Source organism: Chryseobacterium sp. SIMBA_038, from assembly GCF_046535115.1.
Classification (GTDB): Bacteria; Bacteroidota; Bacteroidia; order Flavobacteriales; family Weeksellaceae; genus Chryseobacterium.
Window position 1 is genome coordinate 86,354 of the sequence record NZ_JAWRXH010000010.1, and the last position, 24,087, is coordinate 110,440.

At 31.7% G+C, this 24,087-nt stretch carries 24 protein-coding genes; 21 read left to right on the forward strand and 3 right to left on the reverse strand.

Features of this window, described 5'->3' with window-relative positions; genetic code table 11:
* The first annotated feature begins 16 nt into the window (after positions 1-16).
* The 15 genes from SB689_RS20820 (at position 17) to SB689_RS20890 (ending at position 13,648) form a co-directional block, all read left to right on the forward strand.
* Positions 17-520 (forward strand): GbsR/MarR family transcriptional regulator, encoded by a 504-nt coding sequence (locus tag SB689_RS20820; RefSeq protein ID WP_072410050.1) that lies wholly within the window; start codon positions 17-19, stop codon positions 518-520.
* Between the two features lie 70 nt (positions 521-590).
* Positions 591-935 (forward strand): hypothetical protein, encoded by a 345-nt coding sequence (locus SB689_RS20825; protein WP_410694006.1) that lies wholly within the window; start codon positions 591-593, stop codon positions 933-935.
* A gap of 7 nt (positions 936-942) precedes the next feature.
* Entirely contained in the window at positions 943-1,350 is a 408-nt protein-coding gene (locus SB689_RS20830) for a hypothetical protein (protein WP_410694007.1), read from the forward strand.
* A 302-nt stretch (positions 1,351-1,652) separates the two neighbouring features.
* Entirely contained in the window at positions 1,653-1,844 is a 192-nt protein-coding gene (locus SB689_RS20835; RefSeq protein ID WP_410694008.1) for a hypothetical protein, read from the forward strand.
* 53 nt (positions 1,845-1,897) lie between these two features.
* Positions 1,898-2,680 carry a fatty acid desaturase family protein gene (locus SB689_RS20840; protein WP_410694009.1) on the forward strand — a complete coding sequence of 261 codons (783 nt, stop codon included), beginning with the start codon at positions 1,898-1,900 and terminating at the stop codon, positions 2,678-2,680.
* Between the two features lie 77 nt (positions 2,681-2,757).
* On the forward strand, positions 2,758-3,228 hold the full coding sequence (locus SB689_RS20845; RefSeq protein ID WP_410694010.1) for an SRPBCC family protein: 471 nt from the start codon (positions 2,758-2,760) through the stop codon (positions 3,226-3,228).
* Positions 3,229-3,293: 65 nt separating this feature from the next.
* On the forward strand, positions 3,294-3,998 hold the full coding sequence (locus SB689_RS20850; protein ID WP_410694011.1) for a YqjF family protein: 705 nt from the start codon (positions 3,294-3,296) through the stop codon (positions 3,996-3,998).
* A gap of 107 nt (positions 3,999-4,105) precedes the next feature.
* Positions 4,106-4,999, forward strand: a complete 894-nt coding sequence (locus SB689_RS20855; RefSeq protein WP_410694012.1) for a TIGR01777 family oxidoreductase — start codon at positions 4,106-4,108, stop codon at positions 4,997-4,999.
* Positions 5,000-5,083: 84 nt separating this feature from the next.
* Entirely contained in the window at positions 5,084-6,526 is a 1,443-nt protein-coding gene (locus tag SB689_RS20860) for an alpha-L-fucosidase (protein ID WP_410694013.1), read from the forward strand.
* A 255-nt stretch (positions 6,527-6,781) separates the two neighbouring features.
* Complete coding sequence (locus SB689_RS20865; protein WP_410694014.1) at positions 6,782-9,445, forward strand: glycoside hydrolase family 3 N-terminal domain-containing protein; 2,664 nt, start codon at positions 6,782-6,784, stop codon at positions 9,443-9,445.
* Positions 9,446-9,625: 180 nt separating this feature from the next.
* A complete protein-coding gene (locus SB689_RS20870; protein ID WP_410694015.1) occupies positions 9,626-10,048 on the forward strand; it encodes a hypothetical protein in 423 nt (140 codons plus the stop codon).
* An 80-nt stretch (positions 10,049-10,128) separates the two neighbouring features.
* On the forward strand, positions 10,129-10,389 hold the full coding sequence (locus SB689_RS20875; RefSeq protein ID WP_410694016.1) for a hypothetical protein: 261 nt from the start codon (positions 10,129-10,131) through the stop codon (positions 10,387-10,389).
* Between the two features lie 230 nt (positions 10,390-10,619).
* Positions 10,620-12,008, forward strand: a complete 1,389-nt coding sequence (lpdA, locus tag SB689_RS20880) for a dihydrolipoyl dehydrogenase (protein ID WP_072410071.1) — start codon at positions 10,620-10,622, stop codon at positions 12,006-12,008.
* An 84-nt stretch (positions 12,009-12,092) separates the two neighbouring features.
* A complete protein-coding gene (locus SB689_RS20885) occupies positions 12,093-12,692 on the forward strand; it encodes a hypothetical protein (protein ID WP_410694017.1) in 600 nt (199 codons plus the stop codon).
* A gap of 155 nt (positions 12,693-12,847) precedes the next feature.
* The gene (locus SB689_RS20890) at positions 12,848-13,648 is read left to right on the forward strand and encodes a patatin-like phospholipase family protein (protein ID WP_410694018.1); all 801 of its coding nucleotides are present in this window, start codon (positions 12,848-12,850) and stop codon (positions 13,646-13,648) included.
* 41 nt (positions 13,649-13,689) lie between these two features.
* Here SB689_RS20890 and SB689_RS20895 read toward each other — a convergent pair whose 3' ends face one another.
* From SB689_RS20895 to SB689_RS20905, 3 genes are all read right to left on the reverse strand, one after another.
* Positions 13,690-14,127, reverse strand: a complete 438-nt coding sequence (locus tag SB689_RS20895) for a hypothetical protein (protein WP_410694019.1) — start codon at positions 14,125-14,127, stop codon at positions 13,690-13,692.
* A gap of 149 nt (positions 14,128-14,276) precedes the next feature.
* Entirely contained in the window at positions 14,277-15,008 is a 732-nt protein-coding gene (locus SB689_RS20900; protein WP_410694020.1) for an ABC transporter ATP-binding protein, read from the reverse strand.
* A gap of 83 nt (positions 15,009-15,091) precedes the next feature.
* Entirely contained in the window at positions 15,092-15,685 is a 594-nt protein-coding gene (locus tag SB689_RS20905; RefSeq protein ID WP_410694021.1) for a hypothetical protein, read from the reverse strand.
* Between the two features lie 666 nt (positions 15,686-16,351).
* On the opposite strand from SB689_RS20905, the gene SB689_RS20910 reads away from it, so the two are divergent.
* From SB689_RS20910 to SB689_RS20935, 6 genes are all read left to right on the forward strand, one after another.
* Entirely contained in the window at positions 16,352-17,911 is a 1,560-nt protein-coding gene (locus tag SB689_RS20910; protein ID WP_410694022.1) for a tetratricopeptide repeat protein, read from the forward strand.
* 122 nt (positions 17,912-18,033) lie between these two features.
* A complete protein-coding gene (locus tag SB689_RS20915; protein WP_410694023.1) occupies positions 18,034-19,653 on the forward strand; it encodes a T9SS type A sorting domain-containing protein in 1,620 nt (539 codons plus the stop codon).
* Between the two features lie 26 nt (positions 19,654-19,679).
* On the forward strand, positions 19,680-20,270 hold the full coding sequence (locus SB689_RS20920; protein ID WP_410694024.1) for a Crp/Fnr family transcriptional regulator: 591 nt from the start codon (positions 19,680-19,682) through the stop codon (positions 20,268-20,270).
* Positions 20,271-20,550: 280 nt separating this feature from the next.
* Positions 20,551-21,105, forward strand: coding sequence for a Crp/Fnr family transcriptional regulator (locus tag SB689_RS20925; protein WP_410694025.1), 555 nt, complete (start codon positions 20,551-20,553; stop codon positions 21,103-21,105).
* 213 nt (positions 21,106-21,318) lie between these two features.
* Positions 21,319-22,623 carry a hypothetical protein gene (locus SB689_RS20930; protein WP_410694026.1) on the forward strand — a complete coding sequence of 435 codons (1,305 nt, stop codon included), beginning with the start codon at positions 21,319-21,321 and terminating at the stop codon, positions 22,621-22,623.
* A 289-nt stretch (positions 22,624-22,912) separates the two neighbouring features.
* Entirely contained in the window at positions 22,913-23,893 is a 981-nt protein-coding gene (locus SB689_RS20935; RefSeq protein ID WP_410694027.1) for a hypothetical protein, read from the forward strand.
* Positions 23,894-24,087 lie beyond the last annotated feature (194 nt).

Below are 24,087 nucleotides of genomic sequence, written 5' to 3' on the forward strand. Positions count from 1 at the left end.
TTAAAAGTACAACAAAATGCAACTTTCAGAAGCTAAAGAAAAATACATTCAGACTTGGGGAACATTCGCTACAAATTGGGGAATTAACCGTACGATGGCGCAGGTTCACGCTTTGCTTTTGGCAAGTGGTAAAGCACTTTCTACCGATGAGGTGATGGAGCAGCTTGAAATTTCAAGAGGAAATGCCAATATGAATCTTCGCGCTTTGATGGATTGGGGAATTGTGAAAAAAGAATTCGTAAAAGGCGAAAGAAAAGAATATTTTTTAGCTGAAAAAGATGTTTGGTATCTATTTAAACAGATTACGAAAGAGCGCAGAAAAAGAGAAATCGAACCTGTAATTTCCTTTTTAGAAGAACTTAAAAATATTGAAGACAAAGATTCTGAAGGAGCAAAAGAGTTTATCAAATTAATGGATGATTTTAGTTCTGTAACAGGAAAAATCAACAATATTATGGATCTGGCGATCAAAAGTGATGATCACTGGCTGGTCGGGAAGATTACCAACTTATTAAAATAGAAAGGACTTCAAAATCCTTTTTTATTTCAGATAAACTTTCAAAAATTATTGAAACTATAATATTTATAAAATGTTCAATATTGTTTCATACTTGCTTTTTCTTTCCATCAGTTCGTACATCACGATCGATGTGGGCAGAAGATGCTTTAATTCCGGAAAAGTGTATTTGGAATATCTGATCAAAGACAAATATTTTTGCTTAACGGTCAACAGAATACTTTTAGGGAGCTATTATTTGGTCAATCTCGGTTACATCGCTATCAGCTTGAGTTCTTGGGGAAAAATAACAAGTATGGAAGAAGTTTTAGCAACCGTTTTTAGCCGTATCGGATATATCATTTTAATTCTTTGCTTTTTACATTTTACAAATATTCTCATGCTTTACATTTTAAGAAAAAAATTAACAATAAAATAAAATTATCATGACTGCAACTATCCTTACCCAAACGTACAACTTTTCAGCGTACATGATCTACTTACCAATTGTAATCGCACTTACGGTTTTGGTTTCTCAATTTCTGTTTAAAAATTCAAAAACTTTTATGATTGATATTTTTCACCAGAAAGAAGACATCGCAATGGCAACAAATTCACTCTTTAAAATTGGTTTTTACCTTTTAAATATTGGATTTGCCTTATGTATCATCGAGTTTTTTCAAATCGAAACCGTTGAAAGACTTGTTGTTGCTTTAAGCAAAAAGATCGGTGGTTTTTCAATTTACTTAGGAATAATGATGCTTTTAAACCTGTTACTTTTCTTGAAAGGCCGTAAACACGCAATGAATAAAGACAAAGCCAAAACTGAAGAACTTGCTAATTCCGAAAATTGAATATTATGAAAAATTTAATCATTCATTTATTTTTAATCCTTTATTTCGGAGGAAAAACAAAAAAAATAGACTTTTAAAAATATAAGACTATGAAAACTCTTTTACAATATGAATCAAAGATTCAGCAGATACTGATTGCATTATTTATCGTCACCATCATCACAATAATAGTGTTTAAAAAAGATCTCTTTTCGATGCTATTTATAATTCAATTTTTTGTTATGGCAATTATACAATATACTTTAAATACAGTCAAATTTTTCAATAAAAACTATGTGAGGACAGACTCTCGAAAACTGTATATGTTTCTTTCGACATTTGTAGTTTTAGGTTTTCTTACTTGGAAACTGTCTTTTGTTTTTCATTGGGATGCTCTCGATCAACTATCAGGAATTATGGCTTTGTCTTGGACAATTCTTACCCCAATACTTATTTTTCAATCATTATTCATTAGTTTATCTGATTCTAAAAATAAGAAAGATAATAAAAATTGATTTTAGCGAAAAATTCCAATCAATTGGAATAATAAACTTTAAAAAACAAAAAAATGAATCATCTCGAACTCACAAAAAAAGTAGAATGGAAAGACCTCAAAAAACTTTCTGTCAAAGAAATGCTGATTGAAAATAATATCAGTTTGCCATGGCTTTTGATTTCACTGTTTTTGGCTTATAAAGGATATTATTGGATTGCGCTTCCGTTTTCGGGATTCTATTTTCTGACCGCATTGAGACAAGTTCACAATGGTTTTCACAATTCCTTGGGAACAGGAAAATTTCTAACTTGGCTGTCAATGTATCTCAACAGTATTTCAATGATAGCTTCGATTCATGCTGTGAAATTCAATCACATCAGACATCATAAATTCTGTCTTTCAGAAGAAGATTATGAAGGGAGATCTGCTTCAATGAAATGGTATGAAGCGATTTTTTATGGTCCAAAACATATGTTTTTAATTCATTGGATCACTTTCAAATTGGCAAATAAAAATTATAAACGGAATATGATTTTAGAATTAATTTCGATTTTAGCTTTTGTATGTATCGCTTTTTATTTTAACATTAACTTTTTGATATATCACATCTTAATTATGTTTTTTGGGGAATTTTTAATGGCATTTTTCGCAGTTTGGACAGTTCATCATGACACTCATGAAAATCCAAACATCGCGAGAACGCAAAGAGGATTTTGGAAAAATAAACTAACATTTAGTATGTTTTATCACATGGAACACCATCTTTTCCCTGCAGTTCCGACAATAAAATTACCCGAACTCGCAAAAAGAATAGATAAAGTTTTGCCTGAATTAAATAAAAAGCAAACCTTCTAACAGAATTCGGAAGTCTCAACGAGACGATTTAACATAGGATGAAATCCTATCAATCATAAAAGTAAACATAAATAAAAATGTCAACCATCCATCTAAAAACAATCATAAAAGCCGATATTCAAACCGTTTTCGACTTAGCAAGAGACATTGATTTACATCAAAAATCAACTTTCAAAACAGACGAAAAAGCGATCGCCGGTCGAATTTCAGGATTAATTGAAGAAGGCGAGACGGTGACTTGGCGGGCAAAACATTTAGGTGTTTATCAAACACATACCTCAAAGATTATCAGCATGGAAAAACCTTATCAATTCACAGATATCATGTTAAAAGGAACTTTTAAATCATTTAAGCATCAACATATTTTTAACCAAGAGGGCAAAAACACAATAATGACTGATATTCTCGAATTTGAATCTCCATTTGGAATCATCGGAAAACTTTTTAATAAATTTTTTCTTAAAAATTATATGAAAAATTTTCTGTTAGAACGAAATAAATTAATAAAAATTACGGCAGAATCTAAGAGCCACAAAGTGGCGATTTAATAAAGAATAGGATAAAATCCTATTAAATATATCAATCAACCAATTAACAACAAAAAAACATCACAATGAACTTCCTAAAAGCCGAATGGCGAAAATTAGCAATCATAAACTTCGAAATCAATCCAGAAATTCTAATAAAATACCTTCCCGAAGGTACCGAACTCGATTTCTACAAAGGAAAATGTTATATAAGTTTGGTTGGTTTTATGTTTTTAAACACAAAATTATTAGGATTTCCAATTCCTTTTCACAGAAACTTTGAAGAAGTTAATTTGAGATTTTATGTCAAGAAAAAAGAAGGAAATGAGTGGAAAAGAGGTGTCGTTTTCATCAAAGAAATTGTTCCGAAACCTGCTTTGAGCTTTGTCGCAAATTCAATTTACAAAGAAAATTATAAAACCATGCCGATGGAAAATTTTATTAATGAAAAAGATGGAGAACTGTTAATAAAATACTCTTGGAAAGATAAAACTTGGCATTCAATAGAAATCACCGCTGAAAGCGAATTACTACCAATGCAAAATAATTCAGAATTTGAATTTATCACCGAACATTATTTTGGTTTTACAAAAAGAGAGAACAAAACTTCAGAATACGAAGTCTGTCATCCAAAATGGAATTATTATCTGGTCAAAAACCATCAGCTCGAAATTGATTTCAATAAGATCTACGGAAAAGATTTTGAATTTTTAAATAATCAAAAACCAATTTCCGTAATGCTTGCAGAAGGCTCTGAAATTGAAGTGAAAACTAAGAAATATCTAGCTTAAATACATGTCTCAGAAACGGTTAGTATTAGCGCTGTCATGCTGAGCCTGTCGAAGCATCTCAACAAAAAACCATTAACTTGCAACCAACAACTATCAACCAAACCAAAATGAAAATAATCATCGCCGCCGGAACCGGTTTCCTCGGGAAAAATCTGGAAAAATATTTTATAGAAAAAGGAAATGAAGTTTATATTTTAACAAGAAATCCAAAACGTAAAAACGAAATTCATTGGAATGTCAAAACTTTAGGCGAATGGAAAAATTGGATTGAAAATGCTGATGTTCTAATCAATCTCACAGGAAAATCTGTCGATTGTCGATATACCGAGAAAAACAAAAAGGAAATTTATTCTTCAAGAATTGAAAGTACAAAAGTTCTTCAATACGCTGTTGATCAATGTATCAAAAAACCTAAAGTTTGGTTGAATGCGAGTTCAGCAACAATTTACACTCACTCAGAAACACAATTAAATACAGAAGAAAACGGAATCATTGGTGACGATTTTTCCATGAATATCTGCAAAAGCTGGGAAAAAGAATTTTTTACTGTTAAAAATGAAGATGTGCGAAAAGTAGCGTTACGAACTTCGATTGTTTTAGGCAACAACGGAGGTGCTTTTCCAAAACTAAAATTGATTACAAAATTAGGGCTGGGCGGAAAACAGGGAAGAGGAAATCAAAATGTAAGCTGGATTCACATCGATGATTTTTGTAAAGCGATCGAACACATTATTGATAACGAAAATATGTCCGAAGTAATCAACGTAACTGCTCCAAATCCTTTGCCTAATGAAGAATTTATGAAGAAATTAAGAAAAGAAATGAAAATCCCATTTGGATTAAACGCTCCTGTTTGGCAATTAGAAATCGCGTCAATTTTCTTACAAACCGAAACAGAATTATTATTAAAAAGCAGAAACGTTTATCCCGAAAAATTAATCAAAAACGGATTTGAATTTTCTTATCCAAATATCGAATCTACATTTAAAAATTTATCTTAAACTATATCTTGACCTCAACCTAAATCTTTTATGACTTTTGTGGTTTTAATAAATGATGATTAAATTAGCGAAAACTAAACTTCAATGTTAATCAGACAAAAAGCAAAAACCATATTTCTTTCCTCAATCCTCATATCATCCATTTTTTTTTCACAGGCTCACAATGTTTCGGAGGGCTACCAAAAACCGACTGATCCGCTTGTTATTCAGAATCTTGAAAACTGGCAGGATTTAAAATTCGGATTGTTTATGCATTGGGGAACCTACAGTCAGTGGGGAATTGTCGAAAGTTGGAGCCTTTGTCCTGAAGATGAATCATGGACGCAGCGTAAACCCGAACACGGAAAATCTTACAATGAATACGTGAAAAACTATGAAAATCTTCAGACAACTTTCAATCCGACTCAATTTAATCCTCAAAAATGGGCAGATGCAGCAAAAAAAGCCGGAATGAAATATGTGGTGTTCACAACAAAACATCATGATGGTTTTACTATGTTTGATACACAACAGTCTGATTATAAAATTACTTCTCCAAAAACGCCTTTTTCTAAAAATCCGAAAGCGGATGTAACGAAAGAGATTTTCAATACATTTCGAAAAGAAGGATTAAAAATTGGAGCCTATTTCTCAAAACCCGATTGGCATTCTGATGATTATTGGTGGTCATATTTTCCGCCGAAAGATAGAAATGTCAATTATGATCCAAAAAAATATCCTGAAAGATGGAACAATTTCAAAAATTTTACATTTAATCAGCTAAACGAGATCACTTCAAACTACGGTAAAATCGATATTCTTTGGCTAGACGGAGGTTGGGTTCGCCCTTTCAACACCATCGATCCAAAAGTAGAATGGCAAAGAACGATCAAGGTTGAACAGGACATTGATATGGATAAAATTGGAACAATGGCGCGAAGAAATCAACCCGGAATTATTATTGTAGACCGCACGGTTCCCGGAAAGTGGGAAAATTATGTGACACCCGAACAAGCCGTTCCTGAGCACGCGCTTTCGATCCCGTGGGAGAGCTGTATCACGATGGGTGACTCGTTTTCGTATGTTCCGAATGACAATTATAAATCGTCTCAGAAAATCATTGAAACTTTAGTTAAAATCATTTCGAGAGGTGGAAATTACCTGATGAATATCGCTCCCGGACCCAACGGAGACTACGATGCCATCGTTTATGAAAGATTAAAGGAAATCTCAACTTGGATGGATAAAAATCAGTCCGCTGTTTTTGCAACAAGAGCTGTAGCACCTTATCATGAAGGAGATTTTTATTATACTCAAAGCAAAGACGGAAAAACAATGAATATTTTTCACATTGATGAAAAAACGAATTATCAGGCTCCATCAACTTTAAAATTTACAATTCCTGAAAATTTTAAACCAAAATCATTGAAAATATTAGGAATTTCCTCAAAAATTCAATGGAAAAAATCAGGAAATTTTATTGAAATAAATTTACCAAAAGAAAGAAATCAATTAAAATATTCAACTGTAGTCCAAATTACACAATAGTTGAATTTGCAAACTTTTTTTGTCTTAAAATGACATAGGAAATCGGAGCGTTAAGAAAATAAAGTCTGTGAACGTTAAGAAAATTCTACTGTTTGAGCGCGACACAAATCTTGAACTGAAAACCACTATTAAATTCGCGCGAGTTTTAGAATTTTTAGAGAACAGATTTTATTTTTAGTGGAGAGTTCCAAGTCTTGAACTTTTGGTTCTTTTGTTTCAAGATAAAAGAACTGATTTTAAACTAAATTATTTACGATGCCTTTTAAACTCAGATTTAAAATTATAGTAATTTCATTATTGAGCATTACATTTATTACCGCTCAAAAACCTTTATACAAAGATCCCAAACAACCTGTAGAAGCCAGAGTTCAGGATTTGTTGAAAAGAATGACACCGGAAGAAAAATTCTGGCAGTGTTTCATGATTCCCGGAGATTTGGAGAATGTTCCGAAAGGTCAATATTCTCACGGAATTTTTGGTTTACAGGTAAGTGCAGGAAATCAAGGAGGTGGAATTGCAGGGCAATTGCTGAAATATAATGCCAATGAAGATGCAGAAAGATTGGCAAAAAAAATCAATGCAATTCAAAAATATTTTGTGGAAGAATCACGGTTGGGAATTCCTATTATCCCTTTTGATGAGGCTTTACATGGATTAATGCGTGAAGGTGCAACGGCTTTTCCACAAGCAATTGGTTTGTCAGCAACTTTCAATTCTGAGTTGATGAAAGAAGTTTCAACAGCGATTGCAAAAGAAACGAAATTGAGAGGAATTCGTCAGATTTTAACACCAGTTGTCAATTTGGCGAGCGACGTTCGATGGGGTAGAACGGAGGAAACGTATGGTGAAGATCCGTTTTTGACTTCCGTGATGGGTGTAAATTTTGTCAGTTCATTTGAAAATCAGGGAATTATTACCACTCCAAAACATTTTTTAGCGAATGTGGGAGAAGGTGGAAGAGATTCATATCCAATTCATTGGAGCAAAAGATATTTGGAAGAAACACATTTGATTCCTTTTCAAAAAGCTTTCAAACAAGGCAAAAGCAGGTCGGTGATGACTTCGTATAATTTGTTGGACGGGCGACCTTCAACGGCAAATCATTGGTTATTGACCGAAAAATTAAAAAATGAATGGAATTTCAAAGGTTTTGTCATCAGTGATGCAAGCGCGGTAGGTGGAGCAAATATTCTCCATTTTACAGCAAAAGATTATGATGATGCTTCTGCACAAGCGATCAATGCAGGTCTTGACGTGATTTTCCAGACAGAATATCAACATTATAAATTGTTTATTCCACCGTTTTTGGATGGAAGGATTTCACAGGAAAGAATTGATGATGCTGTCGCTAGAGTTTTAAGAGCAAAATTTGAATTGGGTTTGTTTGAAAATCCTTACGTTTCCGATGCAGCTATTTCGGAATTAAAGAAATTAAATCACAAACCATTAGCCGAAAAAACAGCTATTGAATCTTTTGTTTTGCTTCAAAATAATAATCAAACACTACCGATTTCGGAAAATATTAAAAAGATTTTAGTGGTTGGGACTGATGCTGTTGATGCAAGATTGGGCGGTTATTCCGGGCCGGGAAACAAGAAAGTGAGTATTTTGGATGGAATTAAAAATTTCACTAAAAATAAAAATATTGAAGTAAATTATTCAAAAGGAATTGATTGGAGTTTGAAGAATTTCACAACCGTTCCAGCTGAGTTTTTATCTTTTGAAAATCAAAAAGGTTTGAAAGGAAATTATTTTTCCAATTCTGATTTAAAAGGAAATCCCGCTTTTGAAAAACAGGACGAACAATTAAATTTCAAATGGACTTTATATTCTCCAAATCCTGAAAAGCTACAACCCGACAATTACAGTGTTCGATGGACAGGAAAATTAGAAGCTCCAAATTCAGGAAAATATCAGTTGGGTTTAAGAGGAAATGATGGCTTCAGATTATATGTAAATGGAAAATTGTTGATTGACAATTGGGAAAAGTTGAGTTATTCAACCAAAACTGTTGATATAGATTTTGTAAAAGGTCAAAAATCTGATATTGTCATTGAATTTCATGAAAGCAGAGGAGAAGCAAATATTGAATTGATCTGGAATTATGGCTTAAATGATTATCAGAAAGATTTTAATGATGCTTTAAAATTAGCTCAAAATGCAGATTACATTATCGTTACAGCGGGAATTCATGAAGGTGAATTTCAGGATCGCTCTTCGTTGAGTCTTCCCGGAAATCAGGAACAATTTATTCAGGAAGTTTCAAAATTAAACAAACCGACAACAGTTGTTTTGGTGGGCGGTTCTGCAATAAAAACTACGGATTGGAAAGATAAAGTCGGGGCTGTTTTAGATGTTTGGTATCCCGGAGAAGAAGGTGGAAATGCCGTTGCAAAAGTGCTTTTCGGGGCAGAAAATCCATCGGGGAAATTACCGATTACGTTTCCGATTGAGGAAGGTCAGTTGCCTTTGACGTACAATCATCACCCGACCGGACGCGGAAATGATTATTATGATTTGAGCGGCGAACCGTTGTATCCGTTTGGTTTTGGATTGAGTTACACAACTTTTGAAATTTCTGATTTACAATTAAATAAAACAAAATATTCTGAAAGCGAAACGATTGTTGCTAAAGTTAATGTTAAAAATACAGGTTCAAAAGCGGGAAGCGAAGTCGTTCAATTATATGTAAAAGATTTGCTGGCTTCGGTTTCAAGACCGATTATTGAATTGAAAGGTTTTCAAAAAGTAGAGCTAAAACCAGGAGAATCAAAGCAAATTTCAATTGAAGTTCCAGTTCAGGAATTAAAATTTTTAGACGAAAAAATGAATTGGATTGTAGAAAAAGGCATCTACAGGATTTTTATCGGAAATTCTTCGAAAAACCTGCCGTTGAAACAAAATATTGAGATTCAATAATTTTAGATTATATAGGATTAAGATTCTATAACTTTCTTAAATGAAATACCTTTATTTATCTTTAAACATAATAGTAGATTAAAATTTTTGTTTGGCTTGGCGGTAAAATATATGGTATGATATCTGCACTTAAGAAGTGAAATTTTTTAATTTAAATATTCATTTTAAAATATAAATGTCATGAACAAATTTTTCATTTTATCCGCATTATTTTTAGGCCTGTCAATGAATGTTTCTGCTCAGAAAACGCAGGATCAAATCAATAAAGAATATGCTGAACAGTATAGAAAAATCAATGAAAATTCTAAATTATCAGGTCCTGAAAAGGCTAGATTGAAAAAGCAATTGGCTTTAAAACAAGATCAGGATAATAAAATATATGATTTAGCTTACAAGAAAAAATACGGAACTTCTAAAGATGGAAGAAAAAAGCAAGTGGAAGATAAAATTGATCAATTAGAAAAAAAATATGATAAAGAGAAAGATCTGATTGATGATAATAAAACTTTAACGAAAACACAGAAAAAAACTAGAAAAGAAGCTCTGAAAAAAAGATACGAAAGTCAAAAAGAAGTATTAAAAAAAGAGAAGGATAAAATTTAATGGTACGATATATGTAATATTCACTACGAATCCGAATGAATTTAATTAAAAGTTTAAAATCATTCATAAATGTAAATATCATGAACAAGTTTTTTATATCAACAATTTTATTAGTAGGATTATCAATGAATGTTTCAGCACAAAAACATCCTACGCCACCACCTCATCCTTCAAAAAGTGAATTGATTAATACCAAATCACGTGAGCTTGATAAAAGATATAATCAGGAAAAGAAATTGATTTTGAATCATCCAATTGCTTCAAAAAAAATGAAACAGGAACAGTTGAAGGCTCTAAATGAAAAATATAGAAGTCAAAAAAGATTACTAAAAAAAATGTAATAACAGACATTTCTTGAAATTATTAAAATTGAAATAGGTTAATTCTATATATCAGGTTTTGATGAATTTCAAATTAAAATAAAAATTTATTAAAGAGAACGTATTTTATGTTCTCTTTTTTTGTTGGAAATATAATAAAAACAGGCTTTATTATGCATTACCTCACGAATTTTCAGAAACATGAAACATCCAATATTTTTCCTTAAATTCGCATTAAAATTTTTAAGCTAATGAACTACGATATTATTGTCATCGGAAGTGGTCCTGGTGGATATGTTACAGCTATTAGAGCGGCACAATTGGGTTTCAAAACTGCAATTATCGAGAAAGAAAATCTAGGAGGAATCTGCCTTAACTGGGGATGTATTCCAACGAAAGCTTTGTTGAAATCTGCTCAGGTTTTTCATTATATCAACCATGCAGAAGATTATGGTTTGAATAAAGTGGAGCCAAGTTTTGAGTTTCCAAATGTAATTCAAAGAAGCCGTGGCGTTGCTAATAAAATGAGTAAAGGGATTGAGTTCTTAATGAAAAAGAACAAGATCGACGTTATTCTAGGAACTGCGAAAGTTTTAAAAGATAAAAAAGTTTCTGTTACAGATAAAGACGGTAAAGTGACTGAATATGCTGCAAGCAATATCATTATTGCAACCGGAGCACGTTCTAGAGAATTGCCAAACTTACCTCAAGACGGTAAAAAAGTAATCGGATACAGACAGGCATTATCTCTTCCTGAGCAGCCAAAATCTATGATTGTTGTAGGTTCTGGAGCTATCGGAGTTGAGTTTGCTGATTTCTATAACACAATGGGAACGAAAGTTACTGTTGTTGAATTTATGCCAAACATCGTTCCTGTGGAAGATGAAGATATCTCTAAGCACTTAGAAAAATCTTTGAAAAAGACAGGGATCGAAATTATGACAAATGCTTCTGTAGAAAGCGTTGATACAAGTGGAGAAGGGGTGAAAGCTACTGTGAAAACAGCTACTGGAACTATTACTCTTGAAGCTGATATCCTATTATCTGCTGTTGGTATCGCTGCAAATATCGAAAACATCGGTCTTGAAGAAGTTGGAATCCAGACAGATAAAGGTAGAGTTTTAGTAAACGAATGGTACGAAACTTCTGTTCCGGGTTACTATGCGATCGGAGATATTATCCCGACTCAGGCTCTTGCTCACGTTGCTTCTGCTGAAGGAATCACTTGTGTTGAAAAGATCAAAGGACTACACGTTGAGAAAATCGACTATGGTAATATCCCTGGATGTACTTACTGTCACCCTGAAGTTGCTTCTGTTGGTCTTACAGAAAAGCAAGCTAAAGAAAAAGGCTACGAAATCAAAGTTGGTAAATTCCCTCTTTCTGCAAGTGGAAAAGCTACTGCAAACGGAAATACGGATGGTTTCATCAAAGTTATTTTTGATGCTAAATATGGCGAATGGTTAGGTTGTCACATGATTGGTGAAGGTGTTACTGATATGGTTGCTGAAGCTGTTGTTGCTAGAAAACTAGAAACTACAGGTCATGAGATCATCAAGTCTATCCACCCGCATCCAACAGTTTCTGAGGCTATCATGGAAGCTGCTGCTGCTGCTTACGGAGAAGTTATTCATATTTAATATGGCTTCTAAATAACGATAAATTATTTACACTATATTTAAAGCCCAGATTCGTTCTGGGCTTTTTTTATAAATGATACAACTATGAAAAAAATTATTTTATTACTGGCATTTGTTTATTGTAACCTTCTTTTTTCTCAAAAGGAAGATAAATTTCAAGAAATATATTTTCCTGTAAAATATGTATTAAAAAGTTCTAAAGACACCATAAAAACGAAGATTTTAAATATTGGATTTTATACAAACGAAGAGTTTTCTCCCGCAACTTATATCAAACAAATGACGGTTTTAGATCCTTCAGGAAAAAGAATAAAAGTAAACGAAGATGATGTTCAGTATATGGAGATTGTTGATCTTAAGAAAGTTGAAAGGAAATTTATAAATGGAAAATCTATATTTTCTAAAGATCTTGGATTGCTCCAAGTGAAGTATAATGGAAAGAAGACAGCTTGGTATAGAAAAAGCTCTTATTCAGGACCTATCTATACTTATGAAACAAATGATACCGATTATGTATTATTCCGTAAAGATAAAAGTGTAATTGAAATGCATTTAAAGATGCGAGGTTCTGTTACTCAGCTCAAAGAAAAATTATACGGTTATCCAGACTTATCAGCTTTAGTAGATGTTGTGATTGAAGATAAGGATATATTAAATATTCTTAAGCTCTACGACAAAAAATAAAAATATTAAACCACAGATTTTTGTCTGTGGTTTTTTTTATGCATTAAATATTTATATTTTTAAGATAAATGAAAGAATTATTAAAATAATTTTAAAATCCGCATTTTTAGAAAAATTAATCTCATTTTCTCCTTACGTTTTCTTAATTTTATTCTATGAATTTTGAAAAAACAGGACTGGTTTTATCTGGTGGCGGAACGAAGGGAATTGCCCATGCAGGAGTTTTAAAATTCTTGAAAGAAAAGAATATTAATATAGATGTTTTAGCATGCTGCAGCGCGGGTTCCATTGTCGGAAGCTTGCATGCAGTGGGAAAAACACCTGAGGAGATTTTAGATTTTTTTCAGTCCATCTATTTTTTCAATTGGAAACATTTTGCCTTCAATCAGCCGGGATTGGTTTCTTCGGTGATTTTTAATAATTATTTAAGGCCTATTTTTCAGGATATGAAAATTGGTGATTTAGATAAAGAAGTAAAAATTGTAGCGACAGAATTGGTTTCCGGAACTCAGAAAATTTTTGACAATAGTTTTAAGGTGACAGATGCTGTTATTGCTTCATGCTCTATTCCGGGAGTTACAACGCCTTATATTTTGGGAGAAGAAATGTACTGTGATGGAGGAGTTTTAAATAACTTTCCCGCAGACATTATCAGAGATGAATGCAATCAGTTGATAGGTGTTTTTGTATCTCCGCCTCATGATATTAAAATTAATGATTTAAAAACGATAAAAGCTATTGTTTCAAGGTCTTATGATCTTCTTTCATATAGAGTTGAGAAATCGAAATTCGAATATTGCGACTGGTTTATATCTTCACAGGATCTTTCAAGCTATGGAACTTTTGAACGTAAAAAAGACCGTTTGGAAGAGATTTTTAATATAGGATACAATGCCGCAAAGGACAGTTTTGCAGAAAGTAGTTTCTTTCCAAAATTAAAACAGTCAGGGACATAAATAAAAAGAAAATCCCACTTTCATAGTGGGATTTTTTATGCTTAATTTTTTACGACTTGTCCGTCTTGATTGACGATCGTTTTTCCTGTATTGTCATCTACTTTTAAAGTATAAGGTGCTTTTTTAGCCGAAGCGGTTAAATAATTTCTCCAAACTTGATAAGTGAAAGCATTATTTACAAATTCATAATAATAGTTACCGCCGGTACCGTCAGGAATCAATTCTCCGTCAGGGATTATCATACTTGGCTTTGAAGTGATTTTTGCATTGGCAGCCCAAGATTGGTATAAATATTTACCGTTAGGTTGTTTATCAATTCTTATTTTAAACTTTTTGGTTTTAATAATTACCGTTTTGGGTACTTTTTGATAATTTGCAGAAACGGTTGATGATTTTGGTGATTCGTTTTTAATTTCGGTAGCATACGCCAATGAGAATTGAGCGATACAAAATGCTCCCAAGAGAATTTTTTTGATCATTGTAACGAGTTTTGATTTAGTTGGATATTCTCAAATTTAATGCCAATCCACAAATTTTTGTTTAGTGAAAATTTTATTGGATTAATTAAATTTAAAGAGATATTTTAAATGAAAAAATCCTACAACTTGCAGGATTTTTTATATTTGATTTAATTATTAATTTCTTCTGTTACGCTTACTGTTTCAGTTTGAGTATAACTTGCAAAGGCTTCTTCCAGGCTTCCAAATTTGCCCTTAAATTCATCAATCGGACAATCCTGAAGAATATTTCCTTTGTGAATAAGAATCACACGCGAACAAAGCGCTTCAACTTCCTGCATAATGTGTGTAGAAAGCAAAACCGTTTTTTCTTTACCAATTTCTTTTACAACATTTCTGATCTCGATGATTTGATTGGGATCTAAACCATTCGTTGGTTCATCCAAAATCAATAAATCAGGTTGATGAATAATCGCCTGCGCCAGACCAACTCTTTGTTTATAACCTTTAGAAAGCTGACTGATTTTCTTAGATTTTTCAGGAGTAATACCAACTAATTCAATCACCTCATCAACTCTCGCTTCAGAAATTTTATGAATATTTGCGACAAACTGTAGGTATTCTTTTACATACATTTCCAGATACAACGGATTGTTTTCAGGTAAGAATCCAATGTTTTTCTTACTTTCAATCTCGTGTTCGGAAATGTTTTTTTCATTGAAAATTATTTCACCTTTATCTATTTTCAAAGCACCAACGATGGATTTCATTAGAGTTGATTTTCCGGCTCCGTTGGGACCCAGAAGACCGATGATCTCGCTTTTATCAATTGAAATATTGATGTTGTTAAGTGCGGTTTGTTCACCAAATTTCTTGGTCAGATTGATTATTTGAAGTGACATAAATGAAAACAATGTTTTTACAAAAATAGAAATAAAAAACTCATCCGGGAAGAATGAGTTTAATTATGTTTTGTAAAGATTGATTATTTTTTATATTTCTTGCTTTTTGGCGTAGAAGATTGCGTTTTTGTAGGATTGTCATTCAATGGTATTGCTGTACTCGTTGAAGAGTTATAGCTTGTTGTGCCCATTGTAGAATTTGTTTTTGCTACAGATCTCTCATACAATGCAGATTTGCCGTTTGTTTTTCCAAAAAGCTTATCAACCTGTTTTTTGTTCAGAAACTGCGATTTTCCAACATATTTTTTGTTTTTATTAATATATTGAATAAACTGAACAGTTGGCTGTCCGAAGTTTTTCTCGTAATGGAGCTCAATAATATCGTTAGGAAGTTCCAAAACAATATTTCCTTCAGGAGAATCGATGAAGCCGTCGGTAATCATTTTATATAAACCTTCAACATCTTTATTCATATTTTGAAATGAAAAAGATCTGAAAGTATTTAGATTAGCGGTATTAAGATCCTGATAGTTGATCGTAAATTTATCGTCTTTTTTATATAAACCAACGGAATTATCTTTGCCAATTTCCACTAAAGTTTCGTTTTTCAAGACCTTAATCTGTGAAAAAACCGAAATACCGAACATGCAAGTAAATAGTAGAATTATTTTTTTCATGTGATGATTTTTAATGTTTTATAATTTGGTATATCTAAATTACTAATAAAAACGCTAAAAAACAATTTTTATTCCTGTCAGCAAAAGTAGCATTTTTTTTTAATATCTATAATGAAGATACTGTTAATACTATGCATTTCATTCTAGTATATCTCTAGTCTATATTCCTTTATTAATGAGGGTTTTATAAGGGTTTTGAATGCAGATTGTAATATAAAGCTGACGAAGTTATAATAAATTTGTTTTAATATGTAATTTATTAAAAGACAGTTATTAACTAATTTTATTCACTTATAAATGAATTTTAATTTAAATTAAATGTTAATTCTGCGCTTTAAGTATTAAGATAAACCAATTTTTAGATAAGAATACTTTTAAACGATTTGAATTAGATATTTCAAAATCAGTGATTGTCGTTTTGCCGGCTTCTGCCAAAGAACGGGAAAATTGTAAATTAAACCTTTTTTCATGTGTGATATTTAAAAATTAAGGGAGCAAATTTAGCTAAAATATTCAACGTTATTTATGATACATCTCATTTTGAGTCAATTTAATGGTATTTTTTATATAACTAAAAAAAACTGTTTGAAAATCTGTCTTTTTAATAATTTTTTTCAATATGATTGTCATAATTATGTAATTTTATAGGTATAAAATACAGAACCTATGATGATTAGATTTTTACAGTTTATATTACTGTTTCCTATTGTTTTGTTTTATGGGCAAGCTGAAAAATCTTATTCTTATTATATTGATATTGCCAATAAATTGAAGTCCAGTGATTGGAAAAAAGCTGAACTCAATATAAAAAAAGCTCAAAATATTGTTTCAGAAAAAGATCTTGGAGATTTTTATTTGAAATCTGCTAATATCTATAATGACGTAGATCGTTTTGATGCTGCTTTGGAGTTTTGTGTAGAAGCTCAAAAAATTTTCACAAAAGATAAAAACGAACAAAAAATAGCCAAAACAAATGGACTATTTGCATTTATATACACCCAAATGAATGATACGAAACTGGCGATTTCTTATTATAAAAAAACTTTAAAATTCTATAAAAAGGCAAAAGACAATGAATCTGTTTTAAAAGCTCTTAATAATTTAGGTAATGCGTATCGGTTCCTTGGAAAGTTGGATTCTTCACAATATTATTTTGAACAATCCTTACCCATTTTGAATCAATATAATAATCCAATTTTAAAAGCAACTGTGCTTTCAAATATTGGAAAGCTTAGTTTTTTCAAAGGGAAAGTTTCTGTTGCAGAAAAATATTTTTTGGATGCTATTAATATTCTTGATAAAGATAATATTCAGGATAAGGAATCTAGATATCTAGTTAATTATAATCTTGGAAATTTTTATGCAGCTAGAAATGATCCTCAAAAAGCACTCACTTATATTGAAAATACTCAGAAATATGTAGATACAAAAACTCCGAACTTTCAAAATGTAGTTTCTTTAAAATCACTTTATGAGATTCATTTATTGAATAATGATTATAAAAACTCGGTGAAAGTTTTTAAAAGATATGATTCTATTCGGGAGCTTTTAAATATTGAGCAGAAGGCTGTGAATGTTGAAAAGATGAAAGTTCAGTACGAATACGAACTTCAAAAGAAAGTTGAGGATCTGGAGGAAAATAAAAAAAATATATTATTTATAGTTGTTGTCGCGGTTTTAATATTGCTTGCGATCATATGTTTACTCCTTGTGATTAATTATAGAAACAAAGCCGAGCAGCTTCGATTAGAAAATAAATTGATAGAAGAAAGAGAAAAACAATTGGATATTGATAATCAGTTGAAAGAAAAAATGCTTGTTCACAAATCTATGGAGCAATCTAGAATTGAGGAAATTTTTAAATCAATTTTAAATCAGATTAATAAATTACAGGATAAAAATAACTACACTTACATTAAAGAGATTTCAGATATTGTGAATGAAGTTGAGATTAATTCGAAGCAAAATATCTGGGCGGGTTTTGAATATCACTTCCTTAATATTCATGAATCCTTTTATAAAAATTTGGATGAAAAGCATCCCGGACTTACGAATTATGATAAAAGATTAGCAGCCATGCTGAAGTTAAAATTATCAACCAAAGAAATTTCTGATGTACTAAATGTAACTCCGCGAACAGTGGAAAATTCTCGAACCAGATTAAGAAAAAAATTGGACTTAACGAATAGTAAAGAAGACCTTTCCCAATATTTAAACGGGTTTTAAGGTATGTGTGTGGTAAGTATGTGGATGTTTTTTTGTTATCAGTGGTATTTGTGTGGGACTAAATTTGACTGAGTAGGTCTTTAATTTCTTCATTTGCAAAAACAATTAAACACTTTGCAATTATGAAGAAATTATTAACTTTTTGTGCATTTCTATATGCTATTTCAATTGTAAAATCTCAATGGAGTTCTAATCTTAATGAAAATTTACTGACAGCAAATCCCGGAACAGGAGGCGCAAGTTTTTCTGCAAGAATGAGTGACGGAAAAACTTATATAGGATTCTGGAAAAAAGTAGCAGCACCTGTAAATTTTGAATTGCGTCTACAGATTTTAGATCAAAACGGTTTTCAGCAATTGGGCTCGGATGGGATTTTATTGAGCAACCAGATCGCAATGGGATCCTATACATATGTTGAAAGAACTACTGTTGATTCTTCAGATAATTTATATATTGGCGTTACGGGAACGGGAACGGGTACTCCGGGATATGTATTTAAAGTAACTCCTCAAGGTACTTCTGCCTGGCCGAATGGTATTAATCTGGGAGAAGGATATCTTCCTACAATTCTTCCGTTATCAAATGGTGATGTCGTAGTAAGTTATTGGCCATCAACTCAAAAATATACAAAAGTACAGCGATTTAATCCTGCCGGACAGCCTGTTTGGGCTTCACCGGTTCAGATTATGTCTGATGACAGTACAAAAAATACTGTTCCTGCAGATCTTTTTGAGTTACCGAACAATGAATTTGAAGTGATTTTCAGTAAAGTAATGACAGGAACTAATAGTTATCTGTTTGCACAAAAGCTTAATCTTAACGGAGGAATAGTTTGGAGCGCACCTGTTCAGATTGCAACAAAAACAACTTCATGGAATATTAAATATCAAGGAGTTGTAGATGGAAATGTTCTGTATTACGGATTTAGTAGTGGGCAAGGAGGTAGATTTGATGGTTATTTACAAAGAGTAAACTTAGATGGAACTTTACCTTGGGGAGCTGCCGGAGTTGACTTTGATACCAATCAAACATACTATGAGAAAGACATGAAAATTGCTTTTACGCCGGGATCTCCTTATATTTGGTCAATAGCAAATTATAGCGATTCTGCACAAGGACAAAACGGAGAATTTGTTCAGAAGTTTGATAAAAATACAGGAGCCAAACTCTTTACAAACAATGCTAAACAGGTTTTTCCAGTAGATACAAATTCTATTTTTCATACAGGAAGCTTACATTTATTAGATGACAAACCGTTTTTTGTTGTTCAGAAAAAAATAGGTACATCCTCTTTAAATATTTCTTTAAACGCAGTTTTGTTGGATAATAACGGCGATTTTGCATGGTCTCAAAATTATATGCCGATGGCAACATTCGCGGCCGCAAAATCTTATATTACTTCATTAAAGCCAATTAATGGGCAAAGTGTTTTGGTATTTCAGGAACAAAAAACAACAGATTCTAATCCGGTTGTATATGCTCAAAATTTAGTCTTACCAACTCTTAATGTTGATGAATCTGTTGAAAAACAAATATTTACAATATATCCGAATCCGGCTGTAGACTTTATTACTATTAAAGAAATAAAGGATCAGGAATACAACATTTTTAATACTCTTGGGCAGATCGTGAAGTCTGGTAAGATAGAACAGGGAAAAATAAAAATACAGGAGCTTTTAAAGGGTACCTATTTTCTGAAAATTTCGAATAAAAATGATGGTTTTAAATTCATAAAAAAGTAGTCTCTAAAAAAATAAACACAATTGCTATGCCTATATCAAAAGAAATCTTAGTCAACACATTACTTAAAACTAAAACTTCATTAACTTCTGACGAAATAGAGTTATTGAAAAATAATATCAGTGTCCGTAAAATAAAACGCAGACAATTTATTCTACAGGAAGGGATGGTATGTCAGCATTATAATTTTATTATAGATGGTTGCTTTAAAATGTATAGTATTGATACAAGAGGAAGTGAATATAATATTGAATTTGGAATAGAAAGAGACTGGATGGTGGATATTGAAAGTTTTTATTCAAAAAAAGCAAGCTCGTTATTTATAGAAGCTGTAGAGCCTTCAACTATTCTGCAGATAAATAGAGAGAATCTGATGTCTTTATTCAATATATGTCCCAAATTCGAAAGAATTTTCAGAATGATTATAGAAGATAAATTTGTATTGCTACAAAAAAGAGTATTGCAAAATATCAGTTCTACTGTAGAAGAACGCTATGTATCATTCCTAAAACAGTATCCTGCCTTGTCACGTAAGCTTCCTAATACGCAAATTGCTTCATATCTGGGAGTTACTCCAGAATTTTTATGTAAAATAAGACGAAACGTTGTCTATAGATAGTATGCATTACTTAACATAGTTTAATATTATTTTCTAATATAGTTCAAGGGTTGTAAAGAAAATATTGCTGCAATTTTGTGGAGTTAAAACTATGGAGTTGAGATAATTTGATAAAAAGTAAAATTATTCTAGAATTGGCTTCATGCCAGTTCTAGTTTTTTTATGATGGAGCTATAAACTTGAAAAATAGTATTTATAGCAAATCATATTACTTTTTTTGGGGAACATTTCTCTCTATAGATAGTACTTGATATCGATGGAAAATCTAATAAAGATATTATTGAAAAATCATATCGCACTAACTCCGGATGAGGCTGAACTTTTAAAAAATAAAGTTGTGAAACGTAAAATTAAGCGAAGACAATTTTTATTACAGGAAGGTATGGTTTGTCATTATTACAGTTTCATTATGGAAGGATGTTTTAAAATGTATGGAATTGATAGTAAAGGAATTGAATATAATATAGAATTTGCTGTTGAAAATGACTGGATTGTTGATATCGATAGTTTTAATTCTACAGCTCCAAGTGTATTATTTATTGAAGCAGTGGTACCATCCACAGTATTACAAATAAGTAAGGAAGACCTTACAACTCTTTTCGCAATATGCCCCAAATTTGAACGTATTTTCAGAATGATTATTGAAGATAAATTTGTCCTACTACAAAAAAGGATTTTATATAGTATCAGTTATACTGCCACAGAGCGTTATCTTCTGTTTCTCCAGCAATATCCAGCTTTAGCCCAAAAACTTCCTAGTTCTCAAATTGCTTCTTATTTAGGAATTACCCCCGAATTTTTATCTAAAATAAGAAGAAATATCGTCAATAAATAAAAAAAATGTTAATATAGTTTAAGGTTATTTATTGAAATAGTTCAACAGTTGTAATAAAAATATTACTGCAATTTTGTTTTGTTGAAAGAATGTTTTTAAATCAGATATATTTTAATATGTAAAGTATTAATCAATTGTATGAGAATTCAAAATATGGTTAATAAAAATATTAATATTGGTTCCAGAGACATAATTAATAATTAAAACAAAAAAATGAAGACAAAAATTTTATCTATTACGGCTGCATTATTTTTATATGCAAATGGTTATTCCCAAGTGGGTATTAATACTATGACTCCTACATCCACATTAGATGTAACGGCAAAAAATGCTACAGGAACTACAACGAATGTAGACGGGCTTCTTATTCCACGGGTTGATAGAGAAAGAGCTCAAAGTATGGCAAGTATTCCTACTTCTACTATGATTTATGTAAATAGTTTTGCAACTGGTACACAGACAGGTACTGCAGCTAATATAGATGCAGTTGGATATTATTATTATAATGGAACAATTTGGGATAAGTTAAATACATCATCAGGTTCAAACACTAACATTTATAACTCAGATGGTTCCCTAAATGGAAATAGAGTAGTAACTCAGGCTGCTAATACATTAGCTTTTACAGGAACTGCAGTTAATGCATTTTCAGTAGATGGAAGTACATTTTCAGTAGATGCTGCTAATAAAAGAATTGGAATTGGAACTACGTCTCCTGCTAATAAATTGCATTTAGGGAATGATGTTGGAAGCAGTGTTACAGATGTTTTAGGAAAAAAACTAGCTGTATATAACAATGCCGGAGGAACTGATTTTTACGGATTGGGTATTAACGCTGCTACTTTGCAATTTCATGCAGCTTCTACAGCAACGGCTGCACCGGGAATGGTTTTAAAAGGTGGAGGTAATGTTGGAATAGGAACTACTTCTCCTACTTCCAGATTAGAAATTTCTTCCGGAACAAGTGGTATATCCGGATTAAAATTTACCAATATGAATAGTTCTTCTACTCCAACCGCAAATGCTGCAGGACTGGCAGTTGATACAAATGGAAATGTAGTAGTGCAGAATGTTGTTCAAAAAGCTATGGTAAAAGGAGTTATAAGCACAACAAGTGTAGCGGCTAATAATAGTCCATCAGTAGGTCCTTTTACACAACTTTCTTATAGTGAAAGTTTAGATGTGGGTAATAACTTTGCGGTAAATGTATTTACGGCACCAAGAACCGGTTATTATATGGTTGATGCTAATATCATAATATCACCTTCTATTGATTGGAACCTCTCAACAAATGAGCTTTATCTTGACGCCCAGGTAAACGGAACTACAACTCTAGCCAACAGTACTGTATTTTCTGTTGCTACGAATGCATCAAATTGGGGCCCAACAGTAAGTATAAATGGCTTAGTACAAATGAATGCGGGTCAGCAATTGACTATTAGAGCATGGATGAACAACAACAATATTGCCCGTACAATACAAACAGGTCGTACCTCTCTATCTATCGTTGAACTATAAATCTCAATTTTCATTACTTATTTTTTACTATATAATAATCCCTATTAAGATCAGATAATATTTTCATGAGTAGCTAAAAGATTAAGATAATTCAATGGTACTTATTAAGATAGTTCAACGGTTACAACGAAAATATTTTCACAATTTTGCCTTGTTGAAATGATTTTTTTAAATAAAATATATTTTACTTATTAAAATATTAATTAATTGTATGAAAATTAAAAATACAATTATTTAAAAAGGTCATTTTAATGACGGTTCTATAAACACAATTAATAATTTAAAAAAAATGAAAACAAAACTTTTATCTATTACAGCTGCATTATTTTTATATGCAAATGGGTATTCTCAAGTAGGTATTAATACTAGTAATCCTCAAGGAATTTTTCATGTAGATGGTGCTAAAGATAACTTAATATCAGGTACTCCTACTATAAACCAACAGGCCAATGATTTTATTGTCACTCCACAGGGAAATGTAGGTATTGGAACTACTGTCCCCAATTCTTCTGCAATGTTGGATATTAATGTGAATAATCTCCCTGCAAATGGAAAAAAAGGAATACTTTTTCCTCAAGTTTCCCTAACAAGCAATACGGATCTAGTAACTATTCCTAATCCTGTTAATGGATTAATTATATATAATTTAGTAAACTCAGGAGTAGCTCCGAATAATGTAATTAAAAATAATCTCTATAGATTTGATTCTACACTGAATAAGTGGTTCCGATTTATAGATGAAACGACATTACCTACAGGAACTGCTGTCGTTGCAAATGCTTTAGGATTTCAGGCATCAGGAAATGATACAACATATTTAGGTGCAGATCTTGGCGGAGGTTCAAATATTAGACAAGTTTTATTTGATAAAATTAATATGCAAGGTGATGCTGCTACTTATGATCTTTCTACAAAGGAATTTATTGCTAATAAATCGGGATATTTTAATTTTCAGATTAATCTGTGTTTTCAAGGTCCTTATGCGGGACTTGCAAGAATTGGTGTTTCCAAGCCATATACAGGAGCAAAACTGACAAGTGGTGTGGGAAATGATACATTTGCATTTTTAGCTCAAAAAGATGAAAATGTATCTAGTAGTAATTTTCCAGTTACTCTATTGTCCACAGGTATGATTTTTATGAATGCAGGAGAAAAAGTAATGTTCCTAACAAGATATATAAATCCTGTGACGAATTCCTTGAATGTAGAGGCTATAAATTATAATAGAACCTTAGTGAATTCAGTAAATGTCGTTTACTATACCCAATAATATTATGAATTATAGCAATTCCAATTGTATTTTAAACCAGTAGTCCTAAATTTTTTATAATAAAGATTTTTTAGGATAATGATGAAAAATATTAGACTATTAATAAACCAAATATTACAATTGATAATTTAACCAGAATGTCAATTTTCAGATTTAAATAGATTTTTCAAACCGGTTAATTTTAATAGATCTAA

What these genes read in the sequence shown, in the direction of transcription:
- SB689_RS20855 (WP_410694012.1), top strand. Translation starts at nt 4,106, where the DNA reads ATGAAAATAATCATCGCCGCCGGAACCGGTTTCCTCGGGAAAAATCTG.
- SB689_RS20920 (WP_410694024.1), top strand. Translation starts at nt 19,680, where the DNA reads ATGCCTATATCAAAAGAAATCTTAGTCAACACATTACTTAAAACTAAA.
- SB689_RS20870 (WP_410694015.1), top strand. Translation starts at nt 9,626, where the DNA reads ATGAACAAATTTTTCATTTTATCCGCATTATTTTTAGGCCTGTCAATG.
- SB689_RS20900 (WP_410694020.1), bottom strand. Translation starts at nt 15,008, where the DNA reads ATGTCACTTCAAATAATCAATCTGACCAAGAAATTTGGTGAACAAACC.
- SB689_RS20845 (WP_410694010.1), top strand. Translation starts at nt 2,758, where the DNA reads ATGTCAACCATCCATCTAAAAACAATCATAAAAGCCGATATTCAAACC.
- SB689_RS20825 (WP_410694006.1), top strand. Translation starts at nt 591, where the DNA reads ATGTTCAATATTGTTTCATACTTGCTTTTTCTTTCCATCAGTTCGTAC.
- lpdA (WP_072410071.1), top strand. Translation starts at nt 10,620, where the DNA reads ATGAACTACGATATTATTGTCATCGGAAGTGGTCCTGGTGGATATGTT.
- SB689_RS20905 (WP_410694021.1), bottom strand. Translation starts at nt 15,685, where the DNA reads ATGAAAAAAATAATTCTACTATTTACTTGCATGTTCGGTATTTCGGTT.
- SB689_RS20915 (WP_410694023.1), top strand. Translation starts at nt 18,034, where the DNA reads ATGAAGAAATTATTAACTTTTTGTGCATTTCTATATGCTATTTCAATT.
- SB689_RS20885 (WP_410694017.1), top strand. Translation starts at nt 12,093, where the DNA reads ATGAAAAAAATTATTTTATTACTGGCATTTGTTTATTGTAACCTTCTT.
- SB689_RS20890 (WP_410694018.1), top strand. Translation starts at nt 12,848, where the DNA reads ATGAATTTTGAAAAAACAGGACTGGTTTTATCTGGTGGCGGAACGAAG.
- SB689_RS20930 (WP_410694026.1), top strand. Translation starts at nt 21,319, where the DNA reads ATGAAGACAAAAATTTTATCTATTACGGCTGCATTATTTTTATATGCA.
- SB689_RS20895 (WP_410694019.1), bottom strand. Translation starts at nt 14,127, where the DNA reads ATGATCAAAAAAATTCTCTTGGGAGCATTTTGTATCGCTCAATTCTCA.
- SB689_RS20910 (WP_410694022.1), top strand. Translation starts at nt 16,352, where the DNA reads ATGATGATTAGATTTTTACAGTTTATATTACTGTTTCCTATTGTTTTG.
- SB689_RS20835 (WP_410694008.1), top strand. Translation starts at nt 1,653, where the DNA reads ATGTTTCTTTCGACATTTGTAGTTTTAGGTTTTCTTACTTGGAAACTG.
- SB689_RS20830 (WP_410694007.1), top strand. Translation starts at nt 943, where the DNA reads ATGACTGCAACTATCCTTACCCAAACGTACAACTTTTCAGCGTACATG.
- SB689_RS20850 (WP_410694011.1), top strand. Translation starts at nt 3,294, where the DNA reads ATGAACTTCCTAAAAGCCGAATGGCGAAAATTAGCAATCATAAACTTC.
- SB689_RS20820 (WP_072410050.1), top strand. Translation starts at nt 17, where the DNA reads ATGCAACTTTCAGAAGCTAAAGAAAAATACATTCAGACTTGGGGAACA.
- SB689_RS20935 (WP_410694027.1), top strand. Translation starts at nt 22,913, where the DNA reads ATGAAAACAAAACTTTTATCTATTACAGCTGCATTATTTTTATATGCA.
- SB689_RS20840 (WP_410694009.1), top strand. Translation starts at nt 1,898, where the DNA reads ATGAATCATCTCGAACTCACAAAAAAAGTAGAATGGAAAGACCTCAAA.
- SB689_RS20875 (WP_410694016.1), top strand. Translation starts at nt 10,129, where the DNA reads ATGAACAAGTTTTTTATATCAACAATTTTATTAGTAGGATTATCAATG.
- SB689_RS20865 (WP_410694014.1), top strand. Translation starts at nt 6,782, where the DNA reads ATGCCTTTTAAACTCAGATTTAAAATTATAGTAATTTCATTATTGAGC.
- SB689_RS20860 (WP_410694013.1), top strand. Translation starts at nt 5,084, where the DNA reads ATGTTAATCAGACAAAAAGCAAAAACCATATTTCTTTCCTCAATCCTC.